The sequence below is a fragment of the Microcystis sp. BLCC-F209 genome, from assembly GCF_041928595.1.
GTDB lineage: Bacteria > Cyanobacteriota > Cyanobacteriia > Cyanobacteriales > Microcystaceae > Microcystis.
Genome location: NZ_JBHFLL010000046.1, coordinates 1 through 7,038, shown reverse-complemented (window position 1 = coordinate 7,038; position 7,038 = coordinate 1). Strand labels below are relative to the sequence as shown.

The 7,038-nt window shown below is 36.8% G+C and carries 8 protein-coding genes; 7 read left to right on the top strand and 1 reads right to left on the bottom strand.

The window, feature by feature from the left end:
* From ACE1AQ_RS03315 to ACE1AQ_RS03285, 7 genes are all read left to right on the top strand, one after another.
* Positions 1 to 526, top strand: a 526-nt coding sequence (locus ACE1AQ_RS03315) for a Uma2 family endonuclease (protein WP_374807853.1), incomplete at its 5' end; no start/stop codon positions are given.
* A gap of 363 nt (positions 527 to 889) precedes the next feature.
* The gene (locus ACE1AQ_RS03310) at positions 890 to 1,822 is read left to right on the top strand and encodes a class I SAM-dependent methyltransferase (protein ID WP_106908212.1); all 933 of its coding nucleotides are present in this window, start codon (positions 890 to 892) and stop codon (positions 1,820 to 1,822) included.
* Between the two features lie 23 nt (positions 1,823 to 1,845).
* Positions 1,846 to 2,793 carry a glycosyltransferase family 2 protein gene (locus tag ACE1AQ_RS03305; RefSeq protein ID WP_106908211.1) on the top strand — a complete coding sequence of 316 codons (948 nt, stop codon included), beginning with the start codon at positions 1,846 to 1,848 and terminating at the stop codon, positions 2,791 to 2,793.
* Positions 2,794 to 2,837: 44 nt separating this feature from the next.
* Complete coding sequence (locus ACE1AQ_RS03300) at positions 2,838 to 3,884, top strand: glycosyltransferase family 4 protein (RefSeq protein ID WP_106908210.1); 1,047 nt, start codon at positions 2,838 to 2,840, stop codon at positions 3,882 to 3,884.
* Between the two features lie 49 nt (positions 3,885 to 3,933).
* Complete coding sequence (locus tag ACE1AQ_RS03295) at positions 3,934 to 4,605, top strand: class I SAM-dependent methyltransferase (protein WP_110545946.1); 672 nt, start codon at positions 3,934 to 3,936, stop codon at positions 4,603 to 4,605.
* Positions 4,606 to 4,977: 372 nt separating this feature from the next.
* Positions 4,978 to 5,757: a glycosyltransferase gene (locus tag ACE1AQ_RS03290; RefSeq protein ID WP_106908208.1), complete on the top strand. Its 780-nt coding sequence runs from the start codon at positions 4,978 to 4,980 to the stop codon at positions 5,755 to 5,757.
* A gap of 20 nt (positions 5,758 to 5,777) precedes the next feature.
* Positions 5,778 to 6,758: an NAD-dependent epimerase/dehydratase family protein gene (locus ACE1AQ_RS03285; RefSeq protein ID WP_110545945.1), complete on the top strand. Its 981-nt coding sequence runs from the start codon at positions 5,778 to 5,780 to the stop codon at positions 6,756 to 6,758.
* Positions 6,759 to 6,782: 24 nt separating this feature from the next.
* Here ACE1AQ_RS03285 and ACE1AQ_RS03280 read toward each other — a convergent pair.
* On the bottom strand, positions 6,783 to 7,038 hold a 256-nt coding region (locus ACE1AQ_RS03280), incomplete at its 5' end, for a GNAT family N-acetyltransferase (RefSeq protein WP_374807850.1).

Sequence of the window (7,038 nt, the reverse complement as noted above, 5' to 3'; positions counted from 1 at the left end):
CGCACAGTTAAAAAGCGAGGACTTTCGCGGTCCCGATTTCTTTGCTGTCCTGGGGGTTCCTAAAGGGGAAAGAAAAAGTTGGGTGGTTTGGCAAGAAGGGAAAGCTCCCGACGTGGTTATCGAACTCCTTTCCGAAAGTACTGCCCCACAGGATAAAACTGAAAAGAAAGCCATCTATCAAGACTGTTTGCGAGTACCAGAATATTTCTGGTACGATCCCTTCAATCCTGAAGACTGGGCAGGTTTTATCCTCAGAGACGGCAACTACGAGCCATTATCTCTAGAGACGGGAGAAAGATTTTTCAGTCAAAGGCTAGGGTTAACTTTGGTACGCTGGCAAGGGGAGTATAAGGGAGTCGAGGCAGTTTGGCTGCGTTGGGCGACTTTTGCCGGCGATTTACTGCCCACGGAGTCAGAGCTAACTGAACAGGAAAGAATGCGGGCCCAACAGGAAAAAATGCGGGCTGAGGATTTAGAAGCATTGCTCCAACGCTATCGAGAGCGTTTTGGAGATTTGCCAGAATAAATCTAGATATTGACCGGCTAAAGTACAAGAACTCTCCAGAAAGCTAATAGGATAGGAGCATCAAGCATAGACAACCAATAACCTTAGAGAACTCTTGTTCGCTTTCCAGTTTAGCTGATTAAAAATTTTCTTTACAAAAAGTTGATCATCAGGTATAATCTAGCAAATTATGCCCATTGAATCCGGTCTTGAACTGGTCGGTTAATTAAATTGCCCATTATGGGTGACAGGCTGCCGCAGCAGTATTTTGTCAAGATTTAATAGGAGGCAACCAGCTAGTAATATTTTGATAAAGGATACCAGTTCCGAGTTGGCTTTGACGACAAAACATGACAGTAAATATTAGTAGTATAAAGGTTGACAATGTTGAAGAAATTACTTAACCGTATGCAAACCGAACAGGGTAGAAAAAATATTAAATTTGCCCTAGCCAGAAAAATATTCAATCCCCTCTTAAGAAATATTGGCTATACCCTAATTACTGACCATTTTTATCAGCCGATACCCAACCGTCAGGAAATTATGACATACGCGGGCAAAGAAAGGCCTCTTAGCTCAATTGAATGGCATCTAGACAAGCAAACTGAACTGGTTAGGTATTTACTAGAAAAATATGGTTTGGAATTTAACAATAAAGAAATTTTTTCAGCATTTGGTTATTCCGAAGATAGTTCTGCTCTCATTAGTGGCGATGCAGAAGTACTCTATGCTATGGTCAGAGAAAGGAAACCCTCTCAGGTAATTGAAATTGGGTCGGGTGGTAGCACTAAAATTATCGCCGCAGCTTTAAGAATGAATTTTATAGAAAATTCCCAAAAATCACAACTGATCTCGATCGAGCCTTATCCTCAAGATTTTTTAAAAGACTTTGCTAATGTTAGTAAAGATTTTCTAGAATTTAGTTTGCTTACCCAGAAAGTAGAAGCCGTAGATTTGTCTGTTTTTGAATCCCTGCAAACCAATGATATTCTGTTCGTTGATTCCAGTCATGTATTTAAGTCTGGTAGTGATGTGGAGTTTGAATTTCTTCAAGTTTATCCCCGTTTACAAACAGGAGTCTTAGTTCATATTCACGATATATTTTTTCCCTATGATTATCCCATCGAATGGAATCTCAAAGAATCACGATACTGGAACGAGCAATACTTTTTAGAGACCTTTCTACAATTTAACAAAAAGTTTGAAATTTTGGCATCCTTATCTATGGTATCTTCTTATAAGAATTCTGTGTTTCTTGATAATATCAATGCTTATAATGAAGAGCGATTACCCGGTTCTTTCTGGATGATTGCTTAAAAATTACGCGCTTCCAAACAATCATGAAAATAATTAATCTTAATCATAACTTTTCCACGACTCGCAAGCTCACTTCTGATCCCCTACAATATCCAATATTATCTCCCCCAAATCCAGAACGTAAGGGAGAAGGAGGCTTGAGAACAAAGGGATATTTCAAGCACTCCTACGGGGAGACAAGTGAGTTATCGGAAAAAATTACATTTCCTTTGGTTACTATTATAACGGTAGTTTTTAATGGAGAAAAGCACTTAGAGCAGACAATTCAGAGTATCATTAGCCAGACTTATGATAACGTGGAATATATCATCATAGACGGAGGTTCCACGGACGGTACAGTTGATATTATACGCAAGTATGAGGAAGTAATTGATTATTGGGTAAGCGAACCAGATGCAGGAATTTCTGACGCTATGAATAAAGGGATAAGTTTGGCGACAGGAATTCTAATTAATCACTTACATGCAGGGGATAAATTTGCTGCTGACACAACCCTGTCGTCAGTGGTTTCATCTTATAATTCAGAAGGCTGGCGATGGTGTTTCGGTAATCAACTATTGAGAAGTCATACAGACGATACTATAGTGGGTTGCTTCTGTCCTCCTAAATTTAGTCAAAAACTACTTCACATAGTAAATACAATTCCCCATCCAACTGTTTTTTCTGAACGAGCTTTGATAGAAGAAGTAAATGGGTTTGACAATAATTATAAATGTGCTATGGATTACCATCTTTGGCTCAGGTTCACTCAATTATCAAAACCTAAACAATTTGATTATGCCACTGCTGAATTTTTACTGGGTGGTCGCTCCTCAGATATAAAATTAGCATTGCGGGAAGAATTTAGAGCTAGAAAGGAAGTTTTAAGGCTGTCAAAACTAGAATTATTACTCTCTTTTGCAGTAGTAATGATGAGGTATATTAAGCGACAACTGCGAATCACTACATTTGTCAAAAATAATCTGGCATAATGGCAGTGAAGACGGATAATGAAAGTTGGGAGTAAATACCATATATGAAAATCGCTTATATTATTCCTCGTCTCAAAGATAGTGGCTTAACGAGAATACCCTTGTGGCTGTCTAATAGTTTTTATCCTGAGCATGAGGTGAAGGTATTCTACTTCAGTGAAACTAATTCTCAAGAAAAATGTCTCAGCTTTAATGCTCCTGTTCAAAGAATAAGTTTCACCAGCTTTTATCAAGAATTAAAAGATTACGATATAGTCCACTCCCATGGATTAAAACCCGATTTGTACCTTGCCATTAATTACCATAAGATTAAAGGCATAAAGATTACAACCATTCATGGCTATCACGTCGATGAACTCAGATACGACAAAGGCTCTCTACTAGGTTATATATGGGGAAATTTATGGAACCTAGCCTGCCGAAAATTAGATTTGGCAGTTTGCATAAGTCAGACAATGGAAAGATACTATCAAGGACTTGGCTATAAAAATACTACTGTAATTTACAATGGAATAAAAAAAATGGATGACAGTAGAAAGACAATCAAAGGGAGTGATATAAAAACTGGAGATAAAATTGTAATAGGTACAGTTTCTATCCTAAATAAAAGAAAAGGAGTGGAGCAAATTATCCAAGTATTACAGAAAAATACCCTGTACGATCTGATAGCAATAGGGGGAACATCTCAAGACATTAATCGATTGCAAGTCTTGGCAGAAAAACTAGGAGTTGCCCAAAGATGTGTTTTTACAGGCTATCGAGAAAATCCCTGGGAAACCGCGATTAATATTGACGTTTTTGTTTTTCCATCTCGCTCGGAAGGATTTGGTTTAGCTCTAGTGGAAGCAGCTAATTTAGAAATTCCGATTATCTGTTCTGATATTCCGACATTTAGGGAAATCTTTCGAGAAAATGAAGTGACTTTTTTTCAGCTTGATGATATAGACGACTTGAACAACAAAATACTTATGTTAGATGAAATTAAAGACAAAGTTTCTCAGGCTAAGTTAAAAGCAGAAAAACTTTTTTCTTTGGAAAGTATGTGTTACAATTACTATCAGGAGTACAAAAATTTAATTGATGCTAATTAGCAACTATGAACTATAACCATACATGAAAATAAAAGGAGGCTCTATTTAGATGATTGGGATTTGTAATTTGTGCGGTTCTGTGGTGGTTCGGATACATCCAGGATATTTTGGTACTCGTTGTTTAAACTGTAGATCTACTAAAATTCATAGAGCAGTTGGTTTGACAATTGAATCTATAAACTTTTCAACCAGTACCTCTGTTTACGAGTTGTCTTCTCGCGGAGCTTTGTATAAATTCTTAAAAGGTAACTTTAAGAATTTATACTTTTCTGAATACTTTGATGATGTACCTCTAGGGTTGATGAAGAACTCTGTTGTCTGTCAAGACGTTCAAAATCTTTTTCTCAATGACGAATCTTTTGATTTAGTGACTTCCACCGAAGTTTTTGAGCATGTTCCTGATGATAACAAGGGTTTTTCTGAAATTTACAGAGTCTTAAAAAAAGATGGATACTTTATCTTTACCGTGCCTTTATCGGATAACCCGAAGACAGTTGAAAGATGTTTCTTGCAGCCTGATGGGACTATCATACATAAACTTGAACCTGAGTATCATGGCGATCAGATCCGTGGACAGGGAAGAGTTCTTGCCTTCAGAAATTACGGATTGGATATAACTGAACGGTTAGAAAGTTGTGGTTTTCACGCTGAAATACGTCTAGTAAACTCGACGCGCAATGTAATTGAAGATCAGAAGGTTATCATAGCAAAAAAAATGTAGTTCTACGACTGTAACTAAAAAATCAACTGGAGATGAGAATAAAATGTTAATTTCCTGCAAATACAACTCTCTTTTTATCCGTAATCCCAAAGTAGCGTTGTCGTCTTTGGAGAAATCTCTGAGAAAAAATATCTTAAATAACTGGGAATATTTTAACTATATTTGAGACTTAACAAAAAGACTATGAGAAAATACTAGAATTGCTTAAGTTACCAGAAGTAAAATTACCAAGCGTCAATCAAAATCATCAACGTCAGCGAGACTATAGGAGTTATTATAACGAAGAAACTAAAAATATTATTAGTGAACATCTCAAGGAAGATATAGAATTGTTTGGATACTCTTTTTAGTAAAAAATATCTTTAGATACTTATGCAACTTAGCGCCTCCCTTGTCCTTTACAAAAATGACCCAGAGATAGTTACTCAAGCAATTAAATCTCTGTTCGGCACACCCATGGAAATTAATTTATCTGTAGTAGATAATTCTCCCACCGATGAACTAAAAAAAATCTTTGATGATTTTCAGGAATACGATATAGATTATTACTTCAATAATGGTAATAACGTTGGTTTTGGTCAAGGACATAACCTAGCTATTACTAGGGCTAAAAATTATGATTATCATTTAGTTATCAATCCAGATGTTTATTTTGATAATAATGTAATCACTGAACTTATTCACTACCTCGATAAACATCAAGAGGTGGGATTGATTACTCCAAAAATATCTTACCCTAATGGGGACATCCAATACCTTTGTAAGCGTCAACCCACAGTTTTGACCTTATTTATTAGACGTTTTATACCAAAAAAAATGCAATTTCTTTTCAAAAAGAGATTGGACTGGTATGAAATGAGAGATATTAGCTATAACCAGATAATAGAAGTACCGATTATTAGTGGCTGTTTTATGCTATTTAACAGAAAATATTTAGATGATATTGGCTACTTTGATAAAAATATGTTTATGTATTTTGAAGATTATGATTTGACCATGAGAATGTCTAAAAAATATAAAACCATACTTTATCCTCATGTCAATATTTATCATCATTGGGCAAGAGGAGCGCACAACTCTACTAAACTGGCAATAGTTTTTGCTCAATCGGCGGTGTATTTTTTTAATAAACATGGTTGGAAAATTTACTAAACTTAATTGAATAATTAATAATGAAAAACGTTTTAGTTACAGGTTCTAATGGCTTTATTGCCAGCCACTTACTGCCAACTTTGGCCCAACATAACTACCAGATAACAGCTGCAATTCGCCAGAAATTTGAGTTTCCCGCAGCCCTGTCAATTAAGACCGTTCAGGTGGGTGAAATTGATGATATGACCGATTGGCAAGAAGCATTGCTAGGCATTGATATAGTTATTCATCTAGCAGGACGCGCTCATATCCTTCATGAGACTATATCCAATCCAGAAGCAGCATTTATAAAAGTTAACACTAAGGGGACTATTAACCTAGTTAAGCAGTCGCTAAAAGCGGGAGTTAAGCACTTTATTTTTGTCAGTTCTATTCATGCTATGGCTGCCGAAAGTGATAATATTCTTAACGAAAATTCTCCCTGTCACCCCGATAGTCCCTATGGTCGTAGTAAACTACAAGCGGAACAAGCTTTAATTAACCTTGCCAAAGATAGTGACATGACTTGGACAATCCTTCGTCCTACTCTAGTTTACGGACTAGGCAATCGCGCTAATATGGAGCGCTTGATGAAACTAATTAAACGGGGATTACCTTTACCTTTTGGTGCGATAAAAAACCGTCGCAGTTTTGTCTTTGTGGGTAACTTAGTTGATGCCATTATTACCTGTTTAGATCATCCTAATGCGGTTAATCAAATCTTTTTAATTAGCGATAACCAAGCTGTTTCTACTCCCCAATTAATTCGACTCATTGCTCAACAAATTCAACAACCCTGTCGATTGCTGCCCGTCCCCACTACCCTACTTAGATTCTTAGGTTATCTGGGTGATAGAGTAGAATCCATCACAGGGAAAAATCTCCCTTTTAACACCTATAATATCGATCGCTTGCTTGGTTCTCTTGCCGTTGACTCTAGCTATATTCAAAAAACCCTCGATTGGCAACCTCCCTTTACTTTAGAGCAAGGATTAGCTCGAACCATTCAGCCAGAAAATTAGTGATCAGCTTATCAAAAAAAGGCTTCATAATTCAAGTTCCGCTTTGACAAAATCGGCAGTTTTATGGAGAGAAAACCCCACTTTAGCGGCTATCATCTGCATAGCGCGGTTATCACTTAAAATTTCCCCTTCAATTCCGTCTAATCCTTCCTTTTTGCCAATAGTGACCAAACGCTGTAGTAATTCAGTACCAATACCCTGACCTTGATAGTCATCCCTAACTAATAGGTCAAATTCCGCCACATTAACGCCGTGCAGTTTATTTAAGCGTCCTATAGCG